We start from the raw sequence: 24,322 nt of genomic DNA, 5'->3' as shown, positions 1-24,322 counted from the left end.
ATTACATGTTTGGTGAAAAAAAATAATCAATCTATTCCGTTCCAATGTCAAATATACTCATAATTAATAAGTTGTAAATTAATATACAACGATTTCTTAAAATTGTAAATTAGCTGTATGCAAGTAGAATATATAATAGTTGGTTTTGGGTTGGCTGGGATGGCTATTTCCAAAGAGTTAGAAGATCATGGTCACTCTTTTGTAGTGTTAGATAATGCATCTCAAGTTTCCTCTAGGGTGGCGGCTGGCGTTTTTAATCCTGTTATTTTAAAACGTTTTACTCCGGTGTGGAATGCAGATGAACAACTGGAGCATTTATTTCCTTTTTATAAAGACATCAGTAAAAGGTTAGGAGGAGATTATCTTACTTTTTTTGATACACTAAAAGTTTTTAAATCGGTAGAAGATCAAAACAATTGGTTTATGGCTTGTGACAATCCCTTGTTAGAAAAATACATGGATCCTAAAATCATCAAAACAGAAAAGAGCGGAATTACACATTATGAAGGTTTTGGAAAAGTAAATGGAACAGGACGTGTGTTGGTAACAAATGTGTTAGATGATTATATTGAATATTTAAAAGAGAAAGAACAATTTTTGGAAATTCCTTTTGTATATAACGAATTGGAAATTCAAGAAGATAGTGTTACTTATAAAGACATAAAAGCAAGTAGAATTATTTTTGCAGAGGGATATGGTCTAAAAGAAAATCCATTTTTTAATTACTTACCTTTAACAGGAACTAAGGGAGAAATGCTGTTTATTAAGGCTCCAGACTTACAATTAACCGAACAAATAAAATCTAGTTTGTTTGTGTTACCTGCTGGCGGTCATGTGTATTGGGTTGGTGCTACATTTAATTGGACGGACAAAACTTTAGATCCTACAGAAAAAGGGAGGAAAGAATTGTTAGAAAAATTAGACACTATGATTGAGGTTCCTTATGAAATTGTAAATCAGTTTGGAGGAATAAGACCAACGGTAAAAGATAGAAGACCTTTGGTTGGAAAACACCCAAAGCATCAAAATTTAATTGTGTTTAATGGTATGGGAACACGTGGGGTAATGATTGCTCCAACGGTTTCTAAACAATTATATGATTATTTAGAAAATAATCAACCTTTGCCTAAAGACATCAGTATAGAAAGATTTGAAAATAAATAAGAATTTTTAAAAAGTAATGATATGAAATTAGAAAGAAAAAAAGTTTTATTTAACCTAGCATTAATTATTTGTGGTTTGTTTGTTTTTGTTGCTTGTTCTGGTAAAAAAGAAGAGGCTCCTGTAAAACAAGAAGTAGTTACTCCTGTAAAAAAGGAAGAAGTGAAACAAGAAATAGTAAAGCCGGTAAATGTAATTTCTTACGGAGTGCAAATTGGAGCTTACAAAATGTTTGATGTTGAATTTACATCGGATATAAAAAATATTAAAAAAGACGGTTTAAGTCATTATGTATTGGGGAGTTTTACGAATGAAAAAGAAGCAAAGGAACTCCTTAAAATCATGATTGATTTAGGAATAAAAGATGCTTTTGTTGTAAAAATGAAAGATGGAAAAATTATAAAAGAGTAATTTTTATTTTACTCTTTTTTCCGGGTCTTTTTGATACTTAATAAATAAGTGAATCCAAATAACTCTAGAAATTCTTAAACTCCACGGAGCCAATAAAACAAGTCCCCCAGCTATTACAAATAAGCTTTGTCTCATGCTCAATCCAAAAAAAACAGCGCTTATAATGTATAAGGCAATGGCCATGGCAACGCTTAGTCCATAACCTACATACATGGCTCCGTAAAAAAATGAAGGTTCTCTCATGTACTTTAAATTACAGTTAGGACAGTTTGTTTTTGTTTCGGTGGTTTTTAGCACGTTAAAAGAAAATTTGTTCTCAAAAAAATCACCTTCATGACACTGTGGGCATTTAGATTTAAAGATGCTGTAGAGTTTGCTTTCTTTTGTAAACATGGTCTGTATAATTATGGTACTTTTGTATTGTTCAAAAAGACATAATACAAAGTAGGAGGTTCTTAATATTCATCAAATATAGTTCCTATTTTTTTGATAAAAGCAACAAAAGTTACATATGGTTAACGTACATAATTTAACAGTTACATTTAATGGTACAGATCTTTTTTCGGGGATTACATTTAAGTTAGAAAAAGGAGATAGAGTAGGATTGGTAGGGAAAAACGGAGCGGGAAAATCTACCTTATTAAAAGTGCTTTCTAAAGATTTACCAAGCGATGGCGGAACCATGGCTTTTGATAAAGACATTCAAATTGGTTTTTTACGTCAGGATATTGATTTTATTCCGGGTAGAACTATTTTAGAAGAAGCTTATCAAGCTTTTGAAGAAATCAAAAAAATAGAAGTTGAGTTAGAAAAAATCAACAACGAATTGGCAGAAAGAACAGATTACGAAAGTGATTACTACGTGAACTTGATGCACAGTTTAGAAGAAAATACCACTCGTTACGAACTTTTAGGAGGATACAATTACCAAGGGGAAACAGAAAAAATACTTCAAGGATTAGGATTTCAACGAGCAGATTTTAACAAACTAACGGATACTTTTTCCGGTGGTTGGAGAATGCGTATTGAATTGGCAAAATTGCTTTTACAACAAAATGATATTTTATTATTAGATGAGCCTACCAACCACTTAGATATTGAATCTATTATTTGGTTAGAAAATTTCTTGAGAAATTATGCAGGAGCTGTGGTTTTGGTATCTCACGATAAAATGTTTTTAGACAATGTAACCAACAGAACTATTGAGATTTCTTTAGGTCAGATTTATGATTATAAAAAGTCCTATTCTCAGTTTATGTTGTTGCGTGATGAAATTCGTGAAAAACAAATCCAAGCTCAAAAAAATCAAGAAAAAGAAATCAAAGCCAAAGAGGAATTGATAGAAAGATTCCGATACAAAGCAACCAAAGCATCTTTAGCACAGTCGTTAATCAAACAATTAGATAAAGTGCAGCGTATTGAGGTTGATGGAGAAGACAATGCGGTGATGAATGTTCGTTTTCCGATATCAAAAGAACCTGGGAAAATTGTGGTAGAAGCAGAAAATGTTTCTAAAAGTTACGGAGACAAACACGTATTGGCCAATGTAAATATGATGATAGAACGTGGTTCTAAAATTGCGTTTGTAGGTCAAAACGGACAAGGAAAATCAACCTTAGCAAAAATGATGGTTGGAGAAACTGATTATCAAGGAGGATTAAAACTAGGACACAATGTAGAAATAGGATATTTTGCTCAAAACCAAGCAGAACATTTAAATGGAGAAATTACATTGTTAGAAACCATGGAGAATGCTGCCAATGATGGTAACCGAGCAAAAGTAAGAACGATGCTAGGTTCTTTCTTGTTTAGTGGAGATGATGTTGAGAAAAAAGTAAAAGTACTATCTGGAGGAGAACGTAACCGATTGGCATTGTGTAAAATGTTGTTAGATCCGTTTAATGTGTTGGTAATGGATGAGCCAACGAACCATTTAGATATTGCTTCTAAAAACGTGCTAAAACAAGCCTTAGAAAATTTTGAAGGAACATTGATTTTAGTGTCTCACGATAGAGATTTTTTACAAGGTTTAACAGAAAAAGTATTTTATTTTAAGGACAAAGAGATTAAAGAATATTTAGGAGATTTAGATTATTTCTTGGCTGAGCATAAACTAGAAGATATGCGTGAAGCGGAAATGAAAACGGTGGTGGCTTCAGAAAAATCTAATGAACCAAAAAGTGGAAAATTAAGCAGAGAAGAAGAAAAAGAACTTAAAAAGTTGAAAAATAAGTTTAGTAAAATAGAAAGAACCATTGCTGACTTAGAAAAAGATATCAAAAAAATGGATGATCAGTTGGCAGAAGATTATGAAAAACATGCTGCTGACGGAACTTTCTTTGAGAAATATCAGGCTAAAAAGGATGAATTGGATATGTTAACCGAAGAACTTTTTGAGTTAGATGATGAGATTTCATCTAGAGAAGCATAATTCTATGTTTATTCGTTGATTTGTTTAATTGTCTATTTGAACAAATATTGATTGTAATGAGGTAAAAGTATTGATCACTTTGTTAGGGTTTAAAATAAAATTGATGGAAATACAATTCGTAATTCTACACTTATAATTCGTAATTAACTTTTGATGATTTCCCAAAACATACAAATCAGCCTTCCTATTTTAAAAGAGAAAGAAGTGTCGCTTTATATAAAAAGAGAAGATTTGTTACATCCTTTTATTTCGGGAAATAAATTCAGAAAATTAAAATACAACTTACAAGAAGCCAAAAGTCAAAATAAGGAATGTTTGTTAACTTTTGGTGGAGCGTATTCCAATCACATTTTGGCAACTGCTGCTGCTGGAAAAGAATATGGTTTTAAAACTGTTGGAGTGATTCGTGGAGAAGAATTGGGGATCGACTTGCAAAAAACATTCAGTCAAAATCCGACTTTAAAACAAGCTCATCAATTTGGTATGGAGTTTTTGTTTGTCTCTCGTGCAGCATATCAACAAAAAAATGATGTTACTTTTTTAACTTTACTTTTAACAAAATATCCTAATACTTATATCCTTCCAGAAGGAGGAACTAATAGTTTAGCCATCAAAGGCTGTGAAGAAATTTTATCAGAAAAAGATACAGAATTTACACATGTTTGCTGTGCCATGGGAACTGGTGGAACGGTTACCGGAATTATTAATAGTAGTGCTGCTAAACAGAATATTTTAGTGTTTCCATCGTTAAAAGGAAATTGGATTGTAGATGAAATTAATAGCCTAAAACCAAACAAACAAAATTGGCAAGTAATTGCTGATTATCACTTTGGAGGTTATGGAAAAGTATCAGAAGATTTAATTACTTTTATCAATCAATTTAAAAATCAGACAAATATTTTATTAGATCCTATTTATACAGGAAAAATGCTGTTTGGTATTTTAGAGTTAATCAAAAACAATCACTTTAAAAAAGGAAGTAAAATTTTAGCGATTCACACAGGCGGATTGCAAGGAATAGCAGGAATGAACCTTCTTTTAAAGCAAAAAAATAAAACAATTATCAATGAATAAATTTTTAGTTTTTCTTTCAGTATTCATCATTGTTTCTTGTAGTTCTAGCAAAAAAACAACAAGCAGAAAAAGAACCAAAGCTGTAAATGTAGCTACCGATCAAGAGGTAAAAGTGGTAGCAAGTAAAGAGGCTTTAAAAGAAGTAGAGAAAGTTGTAGAGGAAACCAAGAAAGATGCTAAAGCTTATTTAAGTGATTATACGTTGGCATACATTGAGCAATATGCACCGATTGCCATGGAAGAAATGCGAAAATTTAAAATTCCGGCAAGTATTACTTTGGCTCAAGGAATTTTAGAATCGGGAAGTGGAAGAAGTAATTTGGCTTTAAAATCTAACAACCATTTTGGAATCAAATGTCACACAGGTTGGAAAGGAGATAAAGTGTATCATGATGATGATGAAAAAGGAGAATGTTTTAGAAAATATCAATATCCGGCAACTTCTTATCAAGATCATTCCTTGTTTTTAACCACTCGTTTTAGATATGCGAGTTTGTTTGGTTTAGATAAAGATGATTATAAACGATGGGCAAAAGGCCTAAAAAAAGCGGGTTATGCTACCGATCCAAAATATCCAGATAAACTAATAAATTACATTGAAAAGTACGAGTTGTACAAGTATGATGAAATGGTTTTAAAGGGTAAAAGCCTTGATTATGTATCTGTTAGTGAGGAAGAAATTAAATCGACCATTAAAAATTATAAAGAAGAATCTAAAAGAAGAAGAAATATCAATAGAAAAGGAATTCATGTTGTAAAAGATGATGATACCTTGTATTCAATTTCTAAAAAATACGGAATTCCAGTTGATGAAATCAAAGTTTTAAATGGCTTGCATGATAATATCATTCACGAAGGAGAGGAATTAAAATTAAGAAGTGATTCAGAACGTAAAGATTATCATATTGTAGAGAAAAAAGAAACCTTGTATTCTATTGCTAAAAAATATGATTTAACGGTTGATGAGTTAAAAAAAATGAATCATTTAAGGAGCAATGATTTGTCTATTGGTCAAGAATTAAAGGTTGATTAAGACATTCTAATAGTTTTATTAAAACCACTTTTTTTTACAAATAAAATAAGTGGTTTTTATTTTATTTATTTTTTAAATGCAACATTGTTGCGTTTGATTGTTTTTATTATATATTTGCGTAATATTTAAAAACAAATAAAAAATAGATTATGAAAAACATTAAGTTTTTACCTTATGTATTCGCTTTTTCATTTTTTGTATCATGTTCAGATACTAGTGATGAAATTGGAGATGACAATCAATTTATGAAGGAAGATGAGCATACGTCGTTATTAATTTCTGACGTAAATTCAACTACTTTAAATTTTTTGAAACCTTTTAGTGGTGTGATAGAAAAATATCAAGCTAGTTATAGTAAAGGAGCAGTATATGCAACAGAGTCAGGGAGGTATGGAGTGATTACCCATAGAGATGATAATTTTACAGAAACTTTTAATGTAGGAGGAGAGATTGCCCACGGAAATCATAGTCATGACTTAGGAGAAACAGGACTCGCGGCTATAAGTTTTGATGGTCAAAAACCTACTCATTTTAAATCAGAGCATAATTTTGTAGCTGTTTATAATGATGGTGATGCAACATTAAGTTTGTTTAATGAAAATAGTATTCATAATGCATCTTCTCCGGTAAGAACAATAGCTACAGGAACAACGGCTCATCATGGAGCTATGGTGATTTTTAAAAATGGAACCATTGCAGTTACCAATTTAGGTAATGGTAGTTCTTTGCCAGAAGAAGTTTATTTAATTAATCAGTTAGGAGAGGTTATTTCTAATCATGAAAATAAGATTGTCACTTCTGGAATTCATGGGAGTGCAGGTAATGATAACACAGCAATTTTTGGTTCTAATACAGGGATTTTAGTAGTTCAAAATACAGGAGAGCAAAGAATTATTGAGTATCCTTCAGATTTTGAAGATGATGTTTGGTTTGGGGCTTTATTAGGAACTAGTGTTGATCATTTATTTGTTGGGTATACCGCTAGTAAAGGGGTGTATTTTATCAATATAAATAATGATGAAGTCACTCCAATTTATGAGACTTCTGATTTGTTTAAATGTATGGTTGTTAATAATGGTGATGATATAATGTGTGTAACAAAATCAGGAAAAATAAATGTTACAAATGTTAATAGTAAGCAAGTGATTTATGAAGGGCAATTGAATGTAACAATGGATACAGCTTCTGATGGACATAGTGCGGTAACAAGTAATATTGATGTTAGTGAAAATTTTGTTTATGTATCAATTCCCTCTCAAAAGAAAATAGTACAAATAGAGTTAGAAAATTTATCAGTAATAAAAGAGTTTCTTTTAGATATTACTCCTTATCAGTTTAAGGTTTTAGGAGTTGAGTTTGATCATTAGTTGTATATAAAAAAAGCGATTCTAAACTTAGAATCGCTTTTTTATTGATTATGCTTCAGGGGTAGCTTTATCAAATTTTTGTTTTCTACCATCTTTATGATGGCGTTTTTTTATGTCTTTTTTAAAACGCTCTTTCGTTTTATGATGAGCCATCATTTTTCCTCTTTGTTCATGTTTTTTGTGCATTTGTTTCCAAGTAGCGTATTGCTCTTTGTTTAAAATGCTTTTCATTTGGTTTTGTAAAGCAATTTTTTCGTCTAACTGTGCAATAGCCATGTTGTATTTTTCATCGCTAGTAAGGGCTTTTCGTTTTGTTTTAGCTTCTCTTTTTACTTTAAATTCAGCTATTTTAGCTTCCATTTTGTTTACTTTTTCGGCTACAATGGGAGTGATTTTTGAAATTTGTTTTTTACTTAAATCTAATTCAAGACTCATTTTTTTCACCATTAACTGTGTTTTTTGCTCAGCAGTAAAGGTTTCTTTTTGGGGATGTTGTTTTTGTGCAAAAGCACCGATTGCTACAAATAATGCAACTACTAAACTTATTTTTTTCATGATATTATATTTTAGGGGGTTATGTAGTTAAGACAGGGGAATTCCAAAAAGGTTTAAGATGAAATATGAAAACTAGACGAATACCCATAATATCACTACCAAATAGAGAATTTAATCGACTTTAATTTTTTAGTAAGTCTTATAAGTTAAGAATCTTTAATTAGTAGATATTGTTATTCGTGTTATTCCATGTATCTTTGCAAAATGGAACAAGAGTTAAGACTATCAAGCTGGTTGCCAACCACTAAGAAAGAATGTAAGATTAGAGGTTGGGATGAATTAGATGTAATTCTATTTAGTGGAGATGCCTATGTGGATCATCCATCATTTGGACCTGCAGTAATTGGTCGTTTGTTAGAGAGTTACGGATTAAGAGTTGCTATTGTTCCACAACCTAGTGTGACTGATAATTTACAGGATTTTGAAAAACTTGGGAAACCAAGATTGTTCTTTGGAGTAACTTCTGGAGTGATGGATTCTATGGTAAGTAATTACACTGCTAGCAAGCGTAAACGTGATAAAGATGCTTATACGCCTAATGGTGATAAAGGTTTACGTCCAGATTATGCAACTACGGTTTATAGTAAAATACTAAAAGAAAAATTTCCTGATACGCCTATATTAATTGGGGGAATTGAAGCTTCATTAAGACGTGTAACTCATTACGATTATTGGTCTGATGAGTTAAAACCAAGTATTTTGGCAGAATCTGGAGCTGATATTTTGGTGTATGGAATGGGAGAACAACCTCTTAAAGAGATTGTGACTTTAATGCAAAAAGGAGTTCCATTTTCATCATTAAGAACCATTAAGCAAACAGCTTATTTACAGCCGAAAAGCGAAGCAATTCAAAAAAATAAAAATTGGGTTGATAAAAGATTAAGTTCTCATGAAGATTGTTTAGCGGATAAAAAGACATTTGCAGCCAATTTTAAAATTGTAGAGCAAGAATCTAATAAAACATACGGAGGTAGAATTTTACAAGATATTGGTGATGAGGTTTTGGTCATCAATCCACCTTATCCAACCATGTTGGAAAAAGAAATTGATGCTTCTTTTGATTTGCCTTATACTCGTTTACCACATCCTAAATACAACAAAAGAGGACCTATTCCTGCTTTTGAAATGATTAAATTTTCTATCAACACACATCGTGGATGTTTTGGAGGATGTAGTTTTTGTACTATTTCGGCACATCAAGGAAAGTTTATTGCGAGTAGAAGTAAAGAATCTATTTTAAAAGAAGTAGATCAAGTAGCAAATATGCCAGATTTTAAAGGCTATTTGTCTGATATTGGAGGGCCATCGGCAAACATGTATCAAATGAAAGGTAAGGTGCAGGAAATTTGTGACAAATGTGTGGCTCCTTCTTGTATCAACCCTGTAATTTGTTCAAATTTAGATACTTCTCACGCTCCTATGACGGACTTGTATCAAGCGGTAGATAAGCATCCAAAAATCAAAAAATCATTTATTGGGTCTGGAATTCGATACGATATGTTGGTGCCAGATTTTAATAAAAATGCTGATCCAAAAGAGTTAGAGGCTTATACAGAAGAGGTGATTACCAATCACGTTTCTGGACGTTTAAAAGTAGCTCCAGAACATACTTCAGACAAAGTATTAAGGTTGATGCGTAAACCATCGTTTTCTAATTTTCACGATTTTAAAAAGATTTTTGATAAAATCAATTTAAGAAAGAAGTTAAACTTACAGTTGATTCCTTATTTTATTTCTAGTCACCCACAGTCTGATATAGAAGACATGGCAAACATGGCGGCAGAGACCAAAGATATGGGATTCCAGTTAGAGCAAGTTCAAGGATTTACACCTACGCCAATGACCGTGGCAACTGTTATTTACTATAGTGGATATCATCCTTATACTTTAGAAAAAATGGACACGCCAAAAACGGCTCAAGAAAAAGAAGAGCAACACCGATTCTTTTTTTGGTATAAAAAAGAGAATCAAGCTTGGATTCGTAAATCATTAACCAAAATAGGTAGACAAGATTTGTTAAATAAATTATTGCCTAAAGGAGGAAATGGTTATAAAAAAGATTTTAAAGCTAAAAACACTTTTGATGATACAGTTGATGTGCCTAAGGGAATCATCAATCAAAAATCTAAACCTACTAGAGGGAAAAGAAATCAAGATGGATTTGTGAGCGTTTTAGATAAAGATAGAGCAACTAGAGAAGATAAATTTTCGGAAAGAAAAAGAAAGCCGAAAAGAAGAAAGAGATAAAAAAGAGAGCCTTGCATTAAAAATGTAAGGCTTTTTTGTTTTGTAAATTAAACCTTTTAAAAAGAAGAATGTCATACTATAGATTACAAGTAGTAAAAAGACATTTTTTTAGTTTATGTAATATTACGTAGTTAGTATTTAAGTTAGTTTAAGAACTCCTAGCCTTGTGTTAGGAGTTTTTTTTATTTAATAACATCATCATCTTTTTACTTAAAGGAGTTATAAATCATTATTTTTGATGTGAAAAATGAAAGTATCCATCATGAAAAAAATATACATTTTACTCTGTTTAATTTCTGTAAGCCTTTTTGCTCAAACCCCCGATGAGACCAAGATAGATTTGTCCAGTCCGTATAAAACTATTTATACGCATTTACACTTTTTGCAACCAGAGACCTATAATGAAGAAAAAGCTGCCAAAACTATTTATGGTGAAACTGCTGAGAAATCTATAGACATTGCTTTAAAAATAAAACAAGTTTTAGATGGAAAAGGTTTAAGGGTTGATTTTAAAAATGTGCCTTTAGAAGCGAACTATAAAGATTCTATTTCAGGGGTGGAGATTAAAAATCAATATGTGTTGTTTTCTAAGGTGCCAGAAATTTATTTAGAAAAAATTAATGGGAAGTGGTATTATAGTGAGGAAACAAATGAAAAAATTTATGCATTATACCATAATGTTTTTCCTGTAGGAACGGATTTTATCAAAAGTATGGTACCTGGTTTTGGGCATATAGAATTGTTTGGTATTGAGTTATGGCAATATTTAGGAATCATTATTTTTGTTTTAATAGGAGTGTTTTTAACATGGGTTATCAATAAAATTATTTTCTATGTATTAAAACTCTTGGAATCTTCATTTATGAGGTTTTCTCATAATTCTTTAAGTAAAACGTTAGATAAGTTATCAAGACCTTCAGCATTATTAATTGTGTTTTATTTGGTAGAAATTTATATTCCTACGTTACAGTTTCAAATTGATATCAATTCTTTTTTAATCAAAGGTTTAGAAATTGGTCAGATTGTTTTATGGATTTATGTGTTTCTAGAAATTGTAAGTGTGCTTATTGAAGTTTTTGTGTCTTATACTTCTAGAACTGAAAGTAAGTTAGATGACCAGTTGGCTCCTATTTTAAGTAGATTATTAAAAGTTTTGGTTGTGTTGGCAGGAATCTTAAAAATGTTAACGGTTTTTGGAGTGAATACTACAACGGTAATAGCCGGAGCATCTATTGGAGGTTTGGCCGTTGCCTTGGCATCACAGGACACGGTAAAGAATCTGATTGGTACTTTTATGATTTTTTTAGACAAGCCTTTCCAAATTGGAGATTGGATTGAAGGTGGTGGAGTTGAAGGAACTGTTGAAGAAGTCGGGTTTAGATCTACAAGAATTAGAGCAGTTGATACTTCTATTTATTCAATCCCAAACAGTAAGTTGTCAGAAATAGTCATTAATAATAAAGGATTAAGACAATATAGAAGATACCAAACCAAACTAGGAATTAGGTACGATACTCCACCAGAGTTAATTGAGGCTTTTGTGATGGGGGTTAGACGAATTATAGAAATTCATCCAGAAACTTTAACAAAGTCTTATAATGTAGAATTTACAGGTTTTGGAGATTCGTCTTTAGAGATTTTAGTAAACACCTATTTTTTGTCTTTAGAATGGGGAGTAGAACAATCTTCAAAACATAGATTGCACATGGCCATTCTAAATTTGGCAGCAGCATTAGGAGTAGACTTTGCTTTCCCTTCTCAAACAGTGATGATTGAAGAGTTTCCAGAGAAAAAAAATATGAATATGACCTACAATACCGAGGTAGATAAAATTAACGATATCATAAAGAATATTGATAAAAATTTCAAGTAGTGTTTAAATTGTTTGTTATTTTTTAATTTTTAACAAAAAATATATTTATATTTGAGAATATTGAAATAAATATAAATAATGTTTTGTTGAACTTATTGTTTCATAATTAATTGATTTAATTATATTCATGTTGATTATTTCTTCGCTGTCAAGCTGGTTACTTGACAGCGTTTTTTGTTTACGTCTTTAAGCATAAAGAGTTTTATTCAGATGACTTCATTATAAAATACTTAATAATTTCTTGTTAAAGGAAATTGTGTTTCTCCAGAATCAATGAAAATATTTTTCTTTTATTTGATTTTATAATTGTACTTTTGCCACCTATTTTTTTATTTTAAATCATGCAGTTAGCAGGTGAATTATTATTTTCTTCTTACTTTGTAGATATGTATATCTACAAAACTGTTGTTGTATGTTTTCGTAGGCGACGATGTAGGGAGTAGTTACTTTAAAAAGTGCTATTCACAATTATAGACAACATCAGAAAATATGAAAACAACTTATAAAATATATCATCAACAATGAAAATTGTAACTGCAAACAAATCACACTTTAAATACGCCGATGTCATCTGCGATACCATTGAAACTTCTGCAAGAGTAAGAGGAACAGGTATTGCTAAGAGAACCCCGGAGTATATTAAGAAAAAATTAGAAAGTGGAGATGCAGTCATCGCTTTAGACGGTGTAAAATTTGCGGGTTTCTGTTATATAGAAACTTGGGAAAATAAATCTTATGTAGTGCATTCTGGTTTAATTGTACATCCTGATTATAGAAATCAAGGATTGGCAAAACAAATCAAAACAAAAGTATTTAATCACTCTAAAGAAAAGTATCCTGATGCTAAAATATTTGGAATCACAACCGGTTTGGCTGTCATGAAAATAAATTATGAGCTAGGATATAAGCCTGTTACTTTTTCAGAGCTTACTAGAGATGAAGCTTTTTGGAATGGATGTAAGTCTTGTAAAAACTTTGATATTTTAGAACGCAACGAACGTAAAATGTGCTTGTGTACAGGTATGTTACACGATCCTAAAGAGGTGGAGCGCAAAAAAGCAGCCAAAGAACCTAGTTGGGAGTTTAAAGCAAAGTTGGCAAAGTTGAAGGATAAATTCTTTCATAAAAAAGACTAATTTTTTGTGTAAAAACCTAATTCTGTTCAGGATTAGTGTTTTCATGGGTTAATTTTTAATGTTTCATTCACATTCCGTATTTTTGCGGACTGTAATTGTTAGTTTATAAAGTTGAAGGTTAAAAAGTAAAAATTTTAATCAAAAAAATCAACTTTAGAATGAAGCAAGTAAATAGAAATAAGGAAATTAAGTTTTAAAAAAGTTTAAAAAGAGAAGTAAAACTTTACGAACTTTTAACTTTAAAACTTTACAAACTAAAATAATATCATGGATAAAGTAGTATTGGCATATAGTGGAGGTTTAGATACTTCGTATTGTGTAAAATATTTAATCAACGAATTAAAATTAGAAGTACATTCTGTTTTGGTAAACACAGGTGGTTTTACCAAAGAGGAATTAGCTGTTGTTGAGAAAAAAGCTTACGAAATGGGCGTGACTTCTCATGAAAACAAAGATATTTTAGAACATTATTACGAAAAAGCCATCAAATACATGGTGTATGGAAATGTGTTAAAAAACAATACTTATCCGTTATCTGTATCTGCAGAACGTGTATTCCAATCTATAGAAGTAGTTAAATATGCAAAATCTATTGGGGCTAAATATATTGCACATGGTTCTACAGGAGCTGGTAACGATCAGGTTCGTTTTGATATGATATTCCAAACCATAGCACCAGAAATTGAAATCATTACACCAATTCGTGATTTAAAATTATCTCGTCAAACAGAAATTGATTATTTAAAATCTCATGGAGTAGACATGAACTGGGAAAAATCTAAGTATTCTGTGAATAAAGGAATTTGGGGAACTTCTGTAGGAGGAGTAGAGACCTTAAAATCTCAAAAAGCATTACCAAGTGAAGCATATCCAAGTCAATTAAAAAGAGAAGATGAAGAGCAAGTAACTTTGACTTTTGATAAAGGTCAGTTTGTAGCTTTTAATGGTGTACAAGATTCTCCAGTAAACAATATTTTAAAATTAGAAGAAGTGGCTTCTGCTTTTGCTATTGGTAGAGATATTCACGTAGGAGATACGATTGTTGGAATTAAAGGACGTGTTGGATTTGAAGCTGCTGCTGCAACGGTAACGATTAAAGCGCATCACTTGTTAGAAAAGCATACATTGTCTAAAGCACAACAAATTACCAAAGAAGGTTTGGCTACTACTTATGGAACATTTTTCCATGATGGTCAGTACTTAGAGCCTTTGATGCGTAACATAGAAAAGTTTTTAGAAGATTCTCAAAAAACAGTATCAGGAGATGTGTATGTAACGTTAAGACCTTATCACTTTATTGTAACAGGAATTGATTCTAAATATGATTTAATGGCTTCAGGGTTTGCAGATTATGGAGAGGAAAATAATGCATGGTCTAGTCAAGATGCCAAAGGATTTATAAAAATATACGGAATGCAAAACAAAATCTTTTACCACGTAAATAAAGATTTGTTAGATGCATAAAAATTAGTTTGTCAAGTTGCAAGTTCTTAAAGTTTAAAAGTTATCTAAATAAAGATAAACAACTTTTCAGCCTGTAACTTTACAACTTTATAAACTAAATAAAAATGATAAAAGCAGGAATAGTAGGAGGAGCAGGGTATACTGCTGGAGAGTTGATTAGAATTATATTAAATCATTCTCAGGTGGAATTAGATTTTGTGTACAGTACTTCTAATGCTGGAAATAAACTATACGCTGTACATGCTGATTTGTTAGGAGATACCGAGCAAGATTTTACAGATACTATTAATAAAAATGTTGATGTATTGTTTTTGTGTTTAGGACATGGAAATTCGACTTCATTTTTGCAAAATAATACGTTTTCAGACAGTACAAAAATTATAGATTTAAGTAATGATTTCCGTTTAAATGCTGATATGGTTTTTGAAGGAAAGGAATTTATTTACGGATTGCCTGAAGTTAGAAGAGAAGAAATTAAAAAAGCAAATTACATTGCCAATCCAGGATGTTTTGCTACTTGTATTCAGTTTGCCTTATTGCCTTTAGCAAAAGCTAAAAAATTAGGAAACGACATTCATATCAACGCAACTACAGGAGCAACTGGAGCGGGTGTTTCACCAACATCAACGTCTCATTTTCCTTGGAGAGATAATAATTTTTCTGTTTACAAACCCTTTACACATCAACATTTAGGAGAAATAGGAGAAACGTTAGAAGGTTTACAAGAAAGTAAAACAGGGGAGTTGTTTTTTATTCCTAACAGAGGAAACTTTAGTCGTGGAATTTTTGCTTCTATTTATACCAAGTTTGATGGAACTTTAGAAGAAGCTAAAGAAATTTTTACACGGTTTTATGCAGAGGCACCGTTTGTTCACGTTACGGATGCCCCTGTGAATATGAAACAAGTGGTGAACACAAACAAGTGTGCTATTTCTTTAATTAAACACGGAGACAATTTGTTGATTTATTCAGCTATTGACAACCTGTTAAAAGGGGCTTCAGGGCAGGCAGTTCAGAACATGAACCTAATGTTTGGCTTTGAGGAAACTGAAGGATTGCACTTAAAAGGAAGTGCTTTTTAATAGTACAAAGTATAAAGTACAAAGTAGTAAGAATACTCTGTACTCAATACTCAGTACTTAATACTAAATTAAAATGAAATTATTTGACGTATACCCATTATACAACGTAACTCCTGTAAAAGCAGAAGGAGTTTATGTTTGGGACGATAAAGGAGAGAAATATTTAGACTTATATGGAGGTCACGGAGTGATTTCTATTGGTCACACACATCCATATTACAAAGCAGCATTAGAAAATCAATTGAGTAAAGTTGGATTTTATTCTAATGCGATTCAGAATCCTTTGCAGCAAGAATTGGCTGATAAATTAGGAGACTTGTCTGGATGTGGAGAAGACTATGCTTTGTTTTTATGCTCATCAGGAGCTGAGGCAAACGAAAACGCTATTAAAGTAGCCTCGTTCTACAATCAAAAATCTAGAGTGATTGCTTTTAAAAACGGATTCCACGGACGTACTTCTGGAGCCGTTTCTATTACAGACAATCCAAAAATTATTGCTCCAATCAACGCACATAATCCTGTAACTATTTTACCATTGAATGATATTGAATTGGTGAAAACAGAGATTGCTAAAGGAGATGTTTCTTCTGTAATTGTAGAACCTATTCAGGGAGTTGGAGGATTAGATCAACCAACCACAGAATTTTTACAAGAAGTAAGAAAAATTACTCAAGAAAATAACGTGTGCTTAATTTTCGATGAGGTACAATCTGGTTACGGAAGATCTGGAATGTTCTTTGCACACCAACATCACGGAGTAAAAGCAGATATCATTCCGATGGCAAAAGGAATGGGGAATGGTTTTCCAATTGGTGGAGTTTTAATTGCAAATCATATTGAGCCTTGGTACGGAATGTTAGGAACTACTTTTGGAGGTTCTCATTTAGCATGTGCTGCAGGAATAGCTGTATTAGATGTGATGAAGCAAGAAAACATTATGCAAAATGTTGCTGAGGTAAATGCATACTTTAAGGAGCAAGTAAAAGACTTACCTGGAGTAAAACAAATAAAAGGAGAAGGATTGATGCTTGGGTTGGAATTTAACTACGAAGTAGGAGAGCTACGCAAGAAATTAATCTATGACTATAAGATTTTTACAGGAGGAGCAAACAACAAAAACTTGTTGCGTATTTTACCGCCTTTAAATATTACAAAAGCAGATATTGATGTGTTTATAAAAGCATTAAAAGAATTACTATAATTTATAAATAGAATTTTAAAAAATTAAAACCACCTTTATAGAAGGTGGTTTTTTTGTGGATTAATATTAAGTTTGTCCCAAAAAAATATATGAAAAAGGTTTTGTTAGTTGTTTTAATAGGATTTGCAACATTAAAAATAAATGCACAAACAGAAAAAGGAAAGTTTTTAATTGGAGCAAGCAGTTCTAGTTTGGGGTTTAGTTCATTGAATTCGTCAGTAAGTATGAATAATTCAGAGACAGAGGTAGAAACAAAAAACTTTAATATTTCTGTAAAAGTCGCCTATTTTCTTCTTAATAATATAGCTTTAGGGGTAAACATTCCATATAGCAATCAGTTAAGTGATCAGGATTCTCCAGAGGTTTATCAGAAAAACACAACTTTTCAAATAAAACCATTTACAAGAATATACGCTTATTCAAATAACCATATGGGTGTGTTCTTAGAGGGAGACGTTGGGTTTGGAAAAACAAAATATGAATTATCTTTTCTAAATGAACAGAATAATGAACAAGTCTATAACGTAGTGTCTTATCAATTAGGAGGTGGTTTTTCATTTTTTTTAACGAAGTATTTTTCAACTGATTTATTCTTAGGATATAGTTCAACTAAAAATAAAATAGACAATCAAGGGTATGATGCAGAAACAATAACAGATGGTTTTGTGTCGAGTATAGGTTTTTCGTTTTTTTTATAGTTAATTAAAATAAACCATCTTTTTAAAAGTTATTACAACTACAATATTATTAGTAATTTTACAGAGTTCTTGAGTAATCAAGAACTCTTTTTTTGTAAAAAGAAGAAATAAATTAGAACAAGATTCAAAGAATCCATATTTATATGAAACACTACTTATCCATTCACGATTTACCAAGTATTAAAGACACGGTAAAAGAAGCGATTGAGCTAAAAAAGAATCCATTAAAAGACCAAGCTTTAGGAAAAAACAAAATCATTGGTTTGTTATTTTTTAACAATAGTTTGCGTACGCGTTTAAGTACTCAAAAAGCAGCGTTGAACTTAGGAATGGAGCCTATTGTAATGAATTTTGGTGCAGAAGGATGGCAGTTGGAATTTGAAGATGGAACCATTATGGATCAAGGAAAGTCTGAACATGTAAAAGAAGCTGCCGAGGTGATTTCTCAATATTGTGATATCATTGCTATTCGTGCTTTTGCAGGATTAGAAGACAAAGAAAAAGATGAGGCAGAAGAAGTCTTATCTGCTTTTGTAAAATATGCCACTGTGCCTATTTTAAACATGGAATCATCGGTAGGACATCCTTTACAAGCTTTGGCAGATGCCATTACCATTGAGGAACACAAACCAGCAAAAAAGAAATTAAAATTAGTCTTGTCTTGGGCACCACATCCACGTGCTTTGCCACACGCAGTAGGAAATTCTTTTGCAGAGATGGCTTTGGCTCATGAAGATGATTTTGAAGTAGTTATTACGCATCCAGAAGGATATGAATTAAGTCCTGAAAGAACTAAAGGTGCGACAATTGAATATGATCAAAAGAAAGCCTTTGAAGGAGCAGATTTTATTTACACTAAAAACTGGTCATCGTATAAAGACTACGGAAAAGTAGCAAATACAGATAGTTCTTGGATGATTACAGCAGATAAAATGGCGGTAACAGACAATGCAAAATTTATGCACTGTTTACCTGTTCGTAGAAATGTAATTGTAGCGGATGAAGTGATAGATTCTGAAAATTCTATCGTTATCAAACAAGCAAATAACAGAACTTATTCAGCGCAGATTGTGTTAAAGAAAATATTAGAGAATTTAAAATAGTATCTAGTATAGAGTACAAAGTACTGAGTTTAGGAATGCGATTATTTACATTTAGAACACATACTTTTTACTTTTTACTTTTTACTTAGTACTTATAAAATGAAACAAAAACTAACCATTGTAAAAGTAGGAGGAAATGTAATCAACAATGCAGGAGCATTGGAAAGTTTTTTATCCGATTTTGCAGTTTTAGAAGGGAATAAAATATTGGTTCACGGAGGTGGAAAACGTGCTACACAATTGGCAGCCGATTTAGGAATTGAAGCAACCATGATTAATGGTCGTAGAGTTACTGATGAAGCGACGATTGAAATTGTAACCATGGTATATGCTGGTTTGTTAAACAAAAATATAGTGGCTACGTTACAAAGTAAAAACTGCAATGCTTTAGGTTTGTCTGGTGCTGATGGAAATTCTATTCAAGCTCACAAACGTAAAGTGGTAGATGTGGATTATGGTTTTGCAGGTGATGTAGATGGAATTAATGCAACCAATATTGCTACGTTTATTAAAGGAGGTATGACGCCTGTTTTTTGTGCCATTACGCACGATGGAAAAGGACAGTTGTTAAATACCAATGCTGATACCATTGCGAGTACGATTGCTGTAGGAATGTCAGATTTATATGATGTTTCTTTGGTGTATACTTTTGAAAAAAATGGAGTTTTGACTTCTGTAGATGATGACAATTCAGTGATTACAGATATCAATTCTGAAAAATATAGTCAGTTAAAAGCTGATGGAATTATTGCTGATGGAATGTTACCAAAAATGGAAAACTGCTTTAATGCTTTGCAACAAGGAGTTTCTGAGGTAATTATAGGAAATCCAACGGTGATAAAAAATAAAGAACAATTGTTTACAACATTAACGTTGTAATTAGTTTTTAAAGTGACTTGATAACTTTACAAACTTTTGGACTTTACAAACTAAGAGATATGATAGAAAAACTACAAAAACAAGCTTTAGAATTACTTCAATCTTTAATTCAAACCCAATCCTTTTCTAAAGAAGAAGAACCGACTGCAGAAATTTTAGCAAATTGGTTAACTGATAGAGGTGTTGAGGTAAAACGTGATTTGAATAATGTTTGGGCAACCAATCAATATTTTGATGAAAGCAAGCCGACCATTTTATTAAATTCTCATCATGATACCGTAAAGCCAAATCAAGCCTATACTCGTGATCCTTTTGAAGCAAAAATAGAAGGAGATAAATTGTATGGTTTAGGGTCTAACGATGCTGGAGGTTGTTTGGTAGGTTTAATGTCTGCTTTTGTATATTTCTATCCTCAAAAAGATTTAAAATACAATTTTGTCTTGGCAGCTACTGCCGAAGAAGAAATTTCGGGTGAAAATGGAATTGCTTATATGCAAGACATTATGCCTAGAATAGATGTAGCTATTGTGGGAGAACCTACTTTGTTAGATTTGGCTATTGCAGAAAAAGGTTTGGTGGTGTTTGATGGAAAAGTAACCGGAACTCCTGGTCATGCAGCGCATATTCCAAATCATCAAAATCCAATTTTTAAAGCTTTAAAAGATTTAGAGTGGATTAATTCTTATAAGTTTCCAAAAGTATCTCCTTTTTTAGGAGAGGTAAAAATGACGGTTTCTCAAATTAATGCAGGAAATCAACACAATGTAGTGCCCTCAGAATTAACTTTTGTGGTAGATTGTAGGGTTACAGATCAATACACCAATGCAGAGATTGCAGAAATTATTGCTGAAAATACAGAATGTGACGTAATTCCTCGTTCTTTAAGATTGAATTCATCTTCTATAGATCCAAATCATGATATTGTAAAGTCTGGAGTTGCTTTAGGAAAAAAGACATACGGTTCTCCAACGTTATCTGATCAATGTAGGTTGACTTGTCAGTCTGTAAAAATAGGTCCTGGAGATTCTTTACGTTCTCATTCAGCAGATGAATTTATTTATGTGCAAGAGGTTTATGATGGAGTTGCTTTTTACGTAGAGCTATTAAAAGGAATTGTTTAAATTTAGAATTGTGAACAGCACAATTTTTTTATGAAAGAAGCACTAAAACAATTTATTGAAAATTTTCAGTTTCTTACTCCTGAAGAAGTTGATATCATTGTAGATAATACAGTGTTAAAAAAATCAAAGAAAGGAGAGTACTTGTTAAGAGAAGGAGAGGTTTCTAAAGAATGCTATGCAGTTGTTCAAGGTTGTATTCGTGAATTTATAATAAAAGATGGTGTAGAAAAAACAATCTCTTTTTTTGTAGAAGGTGATCCAGTAAATTCTTTTTCTAGTGAGGTTACCGGTTGTCCATCAAAATCATATTTTGAATGCTTAGAAGATTCTATTGTAACTGTGGGGAATGATTCTTTAATAGATGAAATGATTGAACGCGTTCCTAGATTGGAAAAACTTATCCGAAGAGAAGTAGAGAAAGAAGCAGGAAAAATGCAAGATAGAATGTCAAATTTCATGATTTCTACTCCCGAAGAACGTTTTATCACCTTAATAAATACACAACCTAATTTAATTCATAGAGTGCCCCAAGTATTGATTGCTAGTTATATTGGGGTGACTCCAGAATCTTACAGTAGAATTAAAAGACGAGTTTTTGAAAAAATAAAAGAACAAAATTAGCAGCAAGTTAATTACAGTTACTGCTAATTGTTTGATAAGTAGAGAGTGATATACTTGGAATATTTTGATTAGATAGTTTTTTAATACATGTTAGATTTGGATTTCTATCAACTTTTAACTCAATCAATTTTAAGTTATTACTTACATCTAATCTATTTAGGTTGTTACTAGTAATGTAAAGATGTGTTAAGTTACGATTGTTTTCTAAATTGATACTTTCGATACGATTGTCTGAGGTTAACAAAGTTTCTAATTTATGGTTAGAACTTATATTTAAAGAGGCTAATTTATTGCTGGTTAATAGTAGGTTTTTAAGGTTTGTAGCTTCATTAATATTTAGTTCTGTTAAAAAATTTTGACTAATATGCAGTACTTCTAAAGAGGGGTTCTGAATGTTAAAAGTTTCTAAATTGTTCCACGAAGCATTTAGTTTTTTGAGTTTTGTAGCAGAAGAAAGCCCTTTTATAATTTCTAATTCGTTTGATTGGATATCTATATATATCAAGTTTGGGTTTTGGGTAAAGTTGATTTCTTTAAGATAATTACCTATTAAATATAAGGTGTCTAAAAGTTGATTGTGACTTAAATCAATAGATGTTATTTCATGACTTACGGCAGTTAGTTTTGTTATGTTTTTAAAACCTTCTATACCTGTTAGATTTTTAATATTTCCAAAATGTTGCTCTTTGTTTAAGTCTAGTGTGTAGACTTTTTCAGCATCACTTCTCAAAATTTTTCCATCAACAGTATTATCAGAATCTATATTTTGTTCAATTAAAATTTCCTCAAAAGAATTGTCAGGTATAAAAACATATTTGCTGTCTAAGTTATCGGGGTTATCTATGTCATTAGAACAAGATAGGAGTGATAGTGTTGTTAGTATAAAGTAAAGAGTGTTTTTTTGTAGTAATTTTCTTTTCATCGAATTAGTGATTTGTTTTGTCTTTTATAATAATATCACAAACAATATTGTTGTTTATTTTATTGAAAACGTGATTAGAGTTTTTAAATAATTGATAACTTTTTAAACTGGGGAATATTTTTTTAGCTTTTTGTATCATTTTTTTACCTGGAAACATAATATCGTTCTCAGCAGCAAATAATACTATAGGTGTTTTTATGGAATCTGCTTTCTGTTTATTTATGGTAGGTACTGGTGTAAAGTCCATCTTAAAATTTGGTAATACCTTAGATAAAAACGTTAATGCAAACGGATCTTTTTCACTAAAGACTCCTTTTAAAAACTTTTCTAGATACTGAATCTTTTTAGTTTTTATATATTTTTTCATGGGGATGAAAACTTTAAATATAGCTTTAAATGGGTTTCCATTAACAATGTATGCAGGTGCTGATAGATAAACTTTGTTGATCTTATTTTCATCAACCTCTAACGTTTTTAATATCACCAATCCTCCAAATGAAAATCCAGCTAAGGTCACATTTTCAATTTGTAGATAATTTATAATTTCATGTATCCATTTTCCATAAGAATCATCTTTAATATTCAATCTTGTTTCGTCACTTTTATTAGGTTGGGCAAGTATGTCTATAGCATATATTTTAAAATGAGGAATTAACTCATAATAAGTTTCAAGAGCAAGAGGAGCACAAGCATTAGAACCATGCAGAAGAATTATAGGAGAATTTGTGTCTTCTCCACAGGTAATAATGTTGGTATTTCCAAAATTTGTAGAAACTGTTAGGTATTGATAATTAATTTGAAGACAGTTTAGTTTTTGATCATACAAATTTAAAATTTCTTCTTTGGATTTTTTAGTGTTATATAGAGACATATTGTTGTTTTAGTTTTTGTATCCAATACCATGAATAGCCTATGATAAAAAGGGTTGTTGAAATTTCTATAGTTGCAAAAAAGAGATAATAATTTGTGGGAGTTCCAATAAATAAGGTAGTAACCATCGCTAAAGTTTTAATACTAGCTACTCCAATGTTTGTCCAACAGTTGTATAAAGGTGATAATATTTTTGACAATAAAATCATAGTTATTGGTAGTTCCATTAAAATACCCGCCATTAACAAAAAGTTATTTGTAATTTCTAAGCCATCTACATTTCCGGTTAAGTATTGTTTTAAAAAATCAGCATCCATAATGCCTATTACATCACAATACAAGTAATTAAAGGTAACAAAAATCCAAAGTGTACTTAGTAACTTTTGCTGTTTGCTGAAAAAGAGTGTATTCATTAGATTTTACTTTTTTTAATCAATAACAGCACAGCAAAACTCAATTCAGAAACGGCTGCAACTCCTAATAAAATATTGGCAGATGTAGTGAAAATAGTGTTTTCAATTCCAACAAAATAAACAATACAATCTAACAAATAACCAATTCCTCCAAGCAATAATAAAAAGGATAAGATTTTAGAAAATTGAGGATGTTTACAAGTTAAAACCGATAAAGCAATCATGTGAATTCCAAAGAAAACCTGCCAAATATACACGGTGTAAAAATGCGCTTGTATACAAAAGTTAAAGAATTCAACAGAAGTATTTGTTATGCGCATGTTATGCAATGGAATAATATAATAAAGAATATTGATTGCCATAATTAAGGCCATAGCTAATCTTGAATATTTTGCGATTTCACTCCATAAAGTATCGGTTTGTTTAAAAAAATGATACAATAAAATTGTGATGAATAATTCAAGAACAATCACAATTCCATCTCCAAGAATACTAAGTTTAAATAGTAATAGGTTTTCCTGAATGTTATGAAAGGTTAGTGATAAGTTATGAATATCAATTAGTTCAATAGGAGCATAACCCATACTAAATCCTCCAATAATAGCAATAGAGAGATAAAGAAGTCCAATAATTTTTTGGTTTTTCATGATGTTTTAATTT

The 24,322-nt window shown here is 31.3% G+C and carries 23 protein-coding genes; 17 read left to right on the top strand and 6 right to left on the bottom strand.

Translation table 11 applies throughout. The features are described 5' to 3' along the window. Positions 1–117: 117 nt before the first annotated feature. Positions 118–1,164, top strand: coding sequence for an NAD(P)/FAD-dependent oxidoreductase (locus BUB70_RS01375; RefSeq protein ID WP_073117893.1), 1,047 nt, complete (start codon positions 118–120; stop codon positions 1,162–1,164). 21 nt (positions 1,165–1,185) lie between these two features. Then, complete coding sequence (locus tag BUB70_RS01370) at positions 1,186–1,572, top strand: SPOR domain-containing protein (protein ID WP_073117892.1); 387 nt, start codon at positions 1,186–1,188, stop codon at positions 1,570–1,572. Between the two features lie 3 nt (positions 1,573–1,575). On the opposite strand, the gene BUB70_RS01365 is transcribed toward BUB70_RS01370, so the two are convergent. Continuing rightward, positions 1,576–1,965, bottom strand: a complete 390-nt coding sequence (locus tag BUB70_RS01365) for a DUF983 domain-containing protein (protein WP_073117891.1) — start codon at positions 1,963–1,965, stop codon at positions 1,576–1,578. 118 nt (positions 1,966–2,083) lie between these two features. On the opposite strand from BUB70_RS01365, the gene BUB70_RS01360 reads away from it, so the two are divergent. From BUB70_RS01360 to BUB70_RS01345, 4 genes are all read left to right on the top strand, one after another. After that, the gene (locus tag BUB70_RS01360) at positions 2,084–4,003 is read left to right on the top strand and encodes an ABC-F family ATP-binding cassette domain-containing protein (protein ID WP_073117890.1); all 1,920 of its coding nucleotides are present in this window, start codon (positions 2,084–2,086) and stop codon (positions 4,001–4,003) included. Positions 4,004–4,156: 153 nt separating this feature from the next. Then, the gene (locus BUB70_RS01355; protein ID WP_073117889.1) at positions 4,157–5,077 is read left to right on the top strand and encodes a 1-aminocyclopropane-1-carboxylate deaminase/D-cysteine desulfhydrase; all 921 of its coding nucleotides are present in this window, start codon (positions 4,157–4,159) and stop codon (positions 5,075–5,077) included. Further along, positions 5,070–6,110, top strand: a complete 1,041-nt coding sequence (locus BUB70_RS01350) for a glucosaminidase domain-containing protein (protein ID WP_073117888.1) — start codon at positions 5,070–5,072, stop codon at positions 6,108–6,110. The genes BUB70_RS01355 and BUB70_RS01350 overlap by 8 nt, the downstream gene beginning before the upstream one ends. A gap of 149 nt (positions 6,111–6,259) precedes the next feature. Continuing rightward, complete coding sequence (locus tag BUB70_RS01345) at positions 6,260–7,477, top strand: hypothetical protein (protein WP_073117887.1); 1,218 nt, start codon at positions 6,260–6,262, stop codon at positions 7,475–7,477. 48 nt (positions 7,478–7,525) lie between these two features. Here the strand turns inward: BUB70_RS01345 and BUB70_RS01340 are convergent, their stop codons facing one another. Beyond that, positions 7,526–8,032, bottom strand: a complete 507-nt coding sequence (locus BUB70_RS01340) for a hypothetical protein (protein WP_073117886.1) — start codon at positions 8,030–8,032, stop codon at positions 7,526–7,528. Between the two features lie 204 nt (positions 8,033–8,236). Here BUB70_RS01340 and BUB70_RS01335 point away from each other — a divergent pair, with 204 nt between their 5' ends. The 11 genes from BUB70_RS01335 to BUB70_RS01285 all read left to right on the top strand — a co-directional run bounded on the left by BUB70_RS01335 (position 8,237) and on the right by BUB70_RS01285 (position 21,457). Beyond that, on the top strand, positions 8,237–10,279 hold the full coding sequence (locus tag BUB70_RS01335) for a YgiQ family radical SAM protein (protein WP_073117885.1): 2,043 nt from the start codon (positions 8,237–8,239) through the stop codon (positions 10,277–10,279). A 262-nt stretch (positions 10,280–10,541) separates the two neighbouring features. Further along, the gene (locus BUB70_RS01330; RefSeq protein WP_229742947.1) at positions 10,542–12,152 is read left to right on the top strand and encodes a mechanosensitive ion channel family protein; all 1,611 of its coding nucleotides are present in this window, start codon (positions 10,542–10,544) and stop codon (positions 12,150–12,152) included. 521 nt (positions 12,153–12,673) lie between these two features. Further along, positions 12,674–13,288, top strand: a complete 615-nt coding sequence (locus BUB70_RS01325) for a GNAT family N-acetyltransferase (RefSeq protein ID WP_073117884.1) — start codon at positions 12,674–12,676, stop codon at positions 13,286–13,288. Between the two features lie 267 nt (positions 13,289–13,555). Continuing rightward, positions 13,556–14,752 carry an argininosuccinate synthase gene (locus BUB70_RS01320; protein ID WP_073117883.1) on the top strand — a complete coding sequence of 399 codons (1,197 nt, stop codon included), beginning with the start codon at positions 13,556–13,558 and terminating at the stop codon, positions 14,750–14,752. A gap of 104 nt (positions 14,753–14,856) precedes the next feature. After that, positions 14,857–15,834, top strand: a complete 978-nt coding sequence (gene argC / locus BUB70_RS01315; RefSeq protein ID WP_073117882.1) for an N-acetyl-gamma-glutamyl-phosphate reductase — start codon at positions 14,857–14,859, stop codon at positions 15,832–15,834. Between the two features lie 73 nt (positions 15,835–15,907). After that, on the top strand, positions 15,908–17,035 hold the full coding sequence (locus BUB70_RS01310; protein WP_073117881.1) for an aspartate aminotransferase family protein: 1,128 nt from the start codon (positions 15,908–15,910) through the stop codon (positions 17,033–17,035). An 89-nt stretch (positions 17,036–17,124) separates the two neighbouring features. Beyond that, positions 17,125–17,733, top strand: a complete 609-nt coding sequence (locus BUB70_RS01305; RefSeq protein ID WP_073117880.1) for an outer membrane beta-barrel protein — start codon at positions 17,125–17,127, stop codon at positions 17,731–17,733. A gap of 143 nt (positions 17,734–17,876) precedes the next feature. After that, a complete protein-coding gene (locus tag BUB70_RS01300; protein WP_073117879.1) occupies positions 17,877–18,836 on the top strand; it encodes an N-acetylornithine carbamoyltransferase in 960 nt (319 codons plus the stop codon). A 99-nt stretch (positions 18,837–18,935) separates the two neighbouring features. Beyond that, positions 18,936–19,715 (top strand): acetylglutamate kinase, encoded by a 780-nt coding sequence (argB, locus tag BUB70_RS01295; RefSeq protein WP_073117878.1) that lies wholly within the window; start codon positions 18,936–18,938, stop codon positions 19,713–19,715. 59 nt (positions 19,716–19,774) lie between these two features. Beyond that, positions 19,775–20,836, top strand: a complete 1,062-nt coding sequence (locus BUB70_RS01290; RefSeq protein ID WP_073118558.1) for a M20 family metallo-hydrolase — start codon at positions 19,775–19,777, stop codon at positions 20,834–20,836. Between the two features lie 30 nt (positions 20,837–20,866). Then, positions 20,867–21,457, top strand: coding sequence for a Crp/Fnr family transcriptional regulator (locus tag BUB70_RS01285; protein WP_073117877.1), 591 nt, complete (start codon positions 20,867–20,869; stop codon positions 21,455–21,457). 7 nt (positions 21,458–21,464) lie between these two features. Here the strand turns inward: BUB70_RS01285 and BUB70_RS01280 are convergent, their stop codons facing one another. From BUB70_RS01280 to BUB70_RS01265, 4 genes are read right to left on the bottom strand one after another with little or no spacing between them, the layout of a single operon-like run. Continuing rightward, entirely contained in the window at positions 21,465–22,379 is a 915-nt protein-coding gene (locus tag BUB70_RS01280; protein ID WP_073117876.1) for a leucine-rich repeat domain-containing protein, read from the bottom strand. A gap of 4 nt (positions 22,380–22,383) precedes the next feature. Then, on the bottom strand, positions 22,384–23,250 hold the full coding sequence (locus tag BUB70_RS01275) for an alpha/beta fold hydrolase (protein ID WP_073117875.1): 867 nt from the start codon (positions 23,248–23,250) through the stop codon (positions 22,384–22,386). Continuing rightward, on the bottom strand, positions 23,237–23,662 hold the full coding sequence (locus BUB70_RS01270; RefSeq protein ID WP_073117874.1) for a DUF6326 family protein: 426 nt from the start codon (positions 23,660–23,662) through the stop codon (positions 23,237–23,239). The genes BUB70_RS01275 and BUB70_RS01270 overlap by 14 nt, the downstream gene beginning before the upstream one ends. Next, positions 23,662–24,309, bottom strand: coding sequence for a DUF4386 domain-containing protein (locus tag BUB70_RS01265; RefSeq protein ID WP_073117873.1), 648 nt, complete (start codon positions 24,307–24,309; stop codon positions 23,662–23,664). The genes BUB70_RS01270 and BUB70_RS01265 overlap by 1 nt, the downstream gene beginning before the upstream one ends. Between the last annotated feature and the right edge of the window lie 13 nt (positions 24,310–24,322).

The sequence above is a fragment of the Wenyingzhuangia marina genome (assembly GCF_900130035.1).
Taxonomy (GTDB): Bacteria; Bacteroidota; Bacteroidia; order Flavobacteriales; family Flavobacteriaceae; genus Wenyingzhuangia; species Wenyingzhuangia marina.
The sequence above is the reverse complement of the archived record's forward strand: the minus strand, read 5'-3'. Positions and strand labels throughout refer to the sequence as shown.

Coding starts and splice junctions, on each gene's coding strand:
- BUB70_RS01375 (WP_073117893.1), top strand. CDS start 118: ATGCAAGTAGAATATATAATAGTTGGTTTTGGGTTGGCTGGGATGGCT.
- BUB70_RS01370 (WP_073117892.1), top strand. CDS start 1,186: ATGAAATTAGAAAGAAAAAAAGTTTTATTTAACCTAGCATTAATTATT.
- BUB70_RS01365 (WP_073117891.1), bottom strand. CDS start 1,965: ATGTTTACAAAAGAAAGCAAACTCTACAGCATCTTTAAATCTAAATGC.
- BUB70_RS01360 (WP_073117890.1), top strand. CDS start 2,084: ATGGTTAACGTACATAATTTAACAGTTACATTTAATGGTACAGATCTT.
- BUB70_RS01355 (WP_073117889.1), top strand. CDS start 4,157: ATGATTTCCCAAAACATACAAATCAGCCTTCCTATTTTAAAAGAGAAA.
- BUB70_RS01350 (WP_073117888.1), top strand. CDS start 5,070: ATGAATAAATTTTTAGTTTTTCTTTCAGTATTCATCATTGTTTCTTGT.
- BUB70_RS01345 (WP_073117887.1), top strand. CDS start 6,260: ATGAAAAACATTAAGTTTTTACCTTATGTATTCGCTTTTTCATTTTTT.
- BUB70_RS01340 (WP_073117886.1), bottom strand. CDS start 8,032: ATGAAAAAAATAAGTTTAGTAGTTGCATTATTTGTAGCAATCGGTGCT.
- BUB70_RS01335 (WP_073117885.1), top strand. CDS start 8,237: ATGGAACAAGAGTTAAGACTATCAAGCTGGTTGCCAACCACTAAGAAA.
- BUB70_RS01330 (WP_229742947.1), top strand. CDS start 10,542: ATGAAAAAAATATACATTTTACTCTGTTTAATTTCTGTAAGCCTTTTT.
- BUB70_RS01325 (WP_073117884.1), top strand. CDS start 12,674: ATGAAAATTGTAACTGCAAACAAATCACACTTTAAATACGCCGATGTC.
- BUB70_RS01320 (WP_073117883.1), top strand. CDS start 13,556: ATGGATAAAGTAGTATTGGCATATAGTGGAGGTTTAGATACTTCGTAT.
- argC (WP_073117882.1), top strand. CDS start 14,857: ATGATAAAAGCAGGAATAGTAGGAGGAGCAGGGTATACTGCTGGAGAG.
- BUB70_RS01310 (WP_073117881.1), top strand. CDS start 15,908: ATGAAATTATTTGACGTATACCCATTATACAACGTAACTCCTGTAAAA.
- BUB70_RS01305 (WP_073117880.1), top strand. CDS start 17,125: ATGAAAAAGGTTTTGTTAGTTGTTTTAATAGGATTTGCAACATTAAAA.
- BUB70_RS01300 (WP_073117879.1), top strand. CDS start 17,877: ATGAAACACTACTTATCCATTCACGATTTACCAAGTATTAAAGACACG.
- argB (WP_073117878.1), top strand. CDS start 18,936: ATGAAACAAAAACTAACCATTGTAAAAGTAGGAGGAAATGTAATCAAC.
- BUB70_RS01290 (WP_073118558.1), top strand. CDS start 19,775: ATGATAGAAAAACTACAAAAACAAGCTTTAGAATTACTTCAATCTTTA.
- BUB70_RS01285 (WP_073117877.1), top strand. CDS start 20,867: ATGAAAGAAGCACTAAAACAATTTATTGAAAATTTTCAGTTTCTTACT.
- BUB70_RS01280 (WP_073117876.1), bottom strand. CDS start 22,379: ATGAAAAGAAAATTACTACAAAAAAACACTCTTTACTTTATACTAACA.
- BUB70_RS01275 (WP_073117875.1), bottom strand. CDS start 23,250: ATGTCTCTATATAACACTAAAAAATCCAAAGAAGAAATTTTAAATTTG.
- BUB70_RS01270 (WP_073117874.1), bottom strand. CDS start 23,662: ATGAATACACTCTTTTTCAGCAAACAGCAAAAGTTACTAAGTACACTT.
- BUB70_RS01265 (WP_073117873.1), bottom strand. CDS start 24,309: ATGAAAAACCAAAAAATTATTGGACTTCTTTATCTCTCTATTGCTATT.